Source organism: Lentzea indica, from assembly GCF_012184385.1.
Lineage (GTDB): Bacteria > Actinomycetota > Actinomycetes > Mycobacteriales > Pseudonocardiaceae > Lentzea > Lentzea indica.
On sequence record NZ_VSRL01000466.1, the window covers coordinates 1 to 3,166 of the forward strand.

At 68.2% G+C, this 3,166-nt stretch carries 6 protein-coding genes; 4 read left to right on the forward strand and 2 right to left on the reverse strand.

What is annotated here, in order from left to right; all coding sequences use genetic code 11:
* Positions 1 to 266: TetR/AcrR family transcriptional regulator (locus tag FXN61_RS53975; protein ID WP_312878574.1), on the reverse strand; the 266-nt coding region annotated here is incomplete at its 3' end.
* An 86-nt stretch (positions 267 to 352) separates the two neighbouring features.
* Here FXN61_RS53975 and FXN61_RS48405 point away from each other — a divergent pair.
* Positions 353 to 916, forward strand: a complete 564-nt coding sequence (locus FXN61_RS48405) for an ester cyclase (RefSeq protein WP_167980488.1) — start codon at positions 353 to 355, stop codon at positions 914 to 916.
* 7 nt (positions 917 to 923) lie between these two features.
* Here FXN61_RS48405 and FXN61_RS48410 read toward each other — a convergent pair whose 3' ends face one another.
* Positions 924 to 1,265: a hypothetical protein gene (locus tag FXN61_RS48410; protein WP_167980489.1), complete on the reverse strand. Its 342-nt coding sequence runs from the start codon at positions 1,263 to 1,265 to the stop codon at positions 924 to 926.
* A 97-nt stretch (positions 1,266 to 1,362) separates the two neighbouring features.
* On the opposite strand from FXN61_RS48410, the gene FXN61_RS48415 reads away from it, so the two are divergent.
* The 3 genes from FXN61_RS48415 to FXN61_RS48425 all read left to right on the forward strand — a co-directional run.
* Positions 1,363 to 2,187, forward strand: a complete 825-nt coding sequence (locus FXN61_RS48415; protein ID WP_167980490.1) for a class II glutamine amidotransferase — start codon at positions 1,363 to 1,365, stop codon at positions 2,185 to 2,187.
* Between the two features lie 87 nt (positions 2,188 to 2,274).
* The gene (locus tag FXN61_RS48420) at positions 2,275 to 2,862 is read left to right on the forward strand and encodes a DUF4360 domain-containing protein (RefSeq protein ID WP_167980491.1); all 588 of its coding nucleotides are present in this window, start codon (positions 2,275 to 2,277) and stop codon (positions 2,860 to 2,862) included.
* Between the two features lie 98 nt (positions 2,863 to 2,960).
* Positions 2,961 to 3,166: helix-turn-helix transcriptional regulator (locus tag FXN61_RS48425; RefSeq protein WP_167980492.1), on the forward strand; the 206-nt coding region annotated here is incomplete at its 3' end.

The following is a 3,166-nucleotide window of genomic DNA, read 5'->3' on the forward strand; positions in this document are numbered from 1 at the left end:
ATGGCGTGCAGGTCGCGGCGCGCGTCACCGGTGCGCGACGGCAGGACCAGGCCGCCCAGCAGCTGCTCGGCGACGGCGTCGAGGAGGCCGTCCTTGCCGTCGACGTGGTTGTAGAGGCTCTTCGCGTCCACGCCCAGTGCGCGCGCCACCGACCGCATGCCCACCGCGGCGACGCCTTCCTCGTCGATCACCCGCAGCGTCGCGGCGACGATCGACTCGCGGGACAGCAGCGGCGTGCGCGGACGACCTCGGCGGGTTTCGGTCACCTGGCCATTGTGCCTTGCAGATATCCACGGCGTGGGTTTAGCCTGTTGCAGCGATAACCCACACTGTGGGTAATGGAGGAGCTTTGATGTCATCCCGATTCGTCCTGCCGGCAGAGGACGTCCTGCGCGCCCGCGAGAAGCTCGTGCTCGACCACTTCCGCGACGAGGTGGCCCACGACTGGGACGCCACGCTCTCGACGTTCCCCCATCCTCACTACGAGATCATCGCCCAGATGGTCGTCCACGACGGCGACAGCGCGGTGCGCCAGTACTACACCGACACCCGCGTCGCGTTCCCCGACCAGCACCACGAGCTGATCTCGTTCCGGCACAGCCACGACGCCGTGATCGTGGAGTTCTGGCTGCTCGGCACGCACACCGGGCCGCTGGGCAAGATCCCGCCCACCGGTGGCAGGCACCGCACGCGGATGACGGCGTACTTCATCTTCGACTCGGACGAGAACCTGGTCACCGAGCGGATCTACTTCGATCAGCTGAGCGTGCTGAAGCAGGTGATCGGCGGGATCGACCGGCGCAAGCCGAGCGGGCTGCGCAAGCTGCTGCAGGTGCTGCGCGGGATGCTGGCGATGTCGGGCGGTCAGCCGGATCCGCGTCTCACCAGCACGACGCCGCCCGACCTGGGCCACTAGATCCGGATCAGCTCGCGTTCCACGGCGGTCGTTCGATGGCGTGCCGCGCCACGTGCCTGGCCGGCTTCGGCTTCTTGCCCATCAGCATCAGCACCACTGCCACGATCAACCCGAGAGTGGCGAGCCCGGCGGCGACAACACGCGCGGACGGGTGTTCCAGGATCAACGTGCTGATCGTCAGTGCGAGCACGAGGGCGGCGATCGGGCCGATGATGGCGATGTCCCCGCGTTCCTCACGCGTTTCGACGGCCTCGACCGGCACGGCCGGCGCGACCGGCACCTGCACCTCGATCGTCTCGAAGTTCCCGCGATCGAAGGGCGGGGGCCGCAGGCCGGGAGGGACGGTCACACCCAGCATGCTGCCCGAGGAGGGCGCGCCGCCGCAAACCTCGCATTTCACAGGCTGTCCGTGTTCCCATGTAGCGCTGGGAAAAGGGAGGTTCGTGATGTGCCGGTGGCTGGCTTATTCCGGTTCGCCGGTGCTGTTGGAGGAACTGCTCTACGCGCCGGAGAACTCGCTGGTCATGCAGTCCAAGCACGCCAGGCTGGGCACGACCGCGGTGAACGGGGACGGGTTCGGCATCGGCTGGTACGGCAGCACGAGCACTCCCGGGCTCTTCCTCAGCACGGAACCGGCGTGGAACGACCGCAACCTGCGGGAGCTGTCCGCGCAGATCACCGCCGACCGGGTGTTCGCGCACGTGCGGGCGTCGACCGGCGGCGCGGTGCAGCGGTCGAACTGCCACCCGTTCCGGCACCAGAACTGGCTGTGGATGCACAACGGTCTCATCGCGAAGTTCCCGCTGGTGCGGCGCGAGCTGACGCTGGCCATCGACCCGGAGCTGTTCCCGCTGATCGAGGGGTCCACGGACTCGGAGATCATGTTCTACCTGGCGATCAGCTTCGGGCTGGAGCAGGACCCGCCGGCCGCCATGGCGCGCATGGTCGAGTTCGTCGAGGACGTCGGCAGGCGCGCGGGCGTCGAGTACCCGGTCCAGATGACCGTCGCGGTCACGGACGGCTCGACCACCTGGGCGTTCCGCTACTCGAGCCGCGGCAAGTCGCGAACGCTCTTCCACAGCACCGACGTGTCGACTTTGCGCCGCCAGTACCCGGACAACCCAGCGCTGCACGACCTCGCCGACGACTCGCGGCTCATCGTGTCGGAACCGCTGGCAGACCTGGTCGGGGCGTGGCAGGAGGTGCCGGAGTCGACGTGCGTGATCGTCCGGCCCGGCGTCGAAGAGGAACTGCTGCCGTTCAAGCCGTGAATCGTCAGGCAACCGTCAGGTAGGGACGGGCTTTCGTCACTACCGTCTGGTGCTGCCGCCGCCACGGACCCCTCGGAGAGGTTCCTCATGCTCACTACGGCAGCGGCAGCACTCATCGCCCTATCCGCCCTGGCCCCGGCAGACGCGGCCGAAGAGCCCGCGCCCGTCCTCGAGGTCGTGACCGTCAACGGTTCGGGCTGCCCGGCAGGCGACGTCGACGTCAAGACGAACGACAGAACCTTCACCATCGGCTACCACACTTTCCTGGCACGGGCGGGAGGTGGCTCGTCACCCCTCGACATGCGGAAGAACTGCCAGATCAACATCCGCGTGAACGTGCCGCAGGGCTACACCTACGGCCTGGCGCGGACCACCTACGAGGGCTACGCGCACCTGCAGGACGGCGCGACCGGCCTGAACCGGATCAGCACGTATCTGCAGGGAACGTCGCCCACCGCGACGGTGAGCCAGCCGTTCACCGGGCCGTTCAGCGACAGCTGGCAGACCCACTACCGCCCTGGCTCCACGGAGATCCAGTGGTCGCCGTGCGGCGAACGGCGCAACATCAACATCAACGCCGAGGTGCGCGTCGCGCTCGGTTCGGCTGACCCGGACCGGCTGAACTTCGCGATCGTGGAGTCGAGCCGCGGCGTCGTGCGGGTCAAGCGCTGCTGAGCCTGGACCTGGTGGTGGCCTTGCTGCCACCAGGTCAACGTCATCTCCTCGCCGCGCTGCTCGAACGAAGATCGTTCCACCCTGGTAGGAACGTGCACGTGGCAGATCAGTTCGCGACGGTGATGCGGCGGTTCCGGCTGCGTGCGGGGCTCACCCAGGACGCGCTGGCACAGCGCTCCGGAGTCTCGGTCAGCACGATCCGCGGCATGGAGACCGGCAAACGCCGCAACCCGCAGCTCACGTCGGTCCGGCAGCTCGCGGCCGCGCTGGGGCTGGACGACGGCGAGCAGGACGAGCTGCTGCG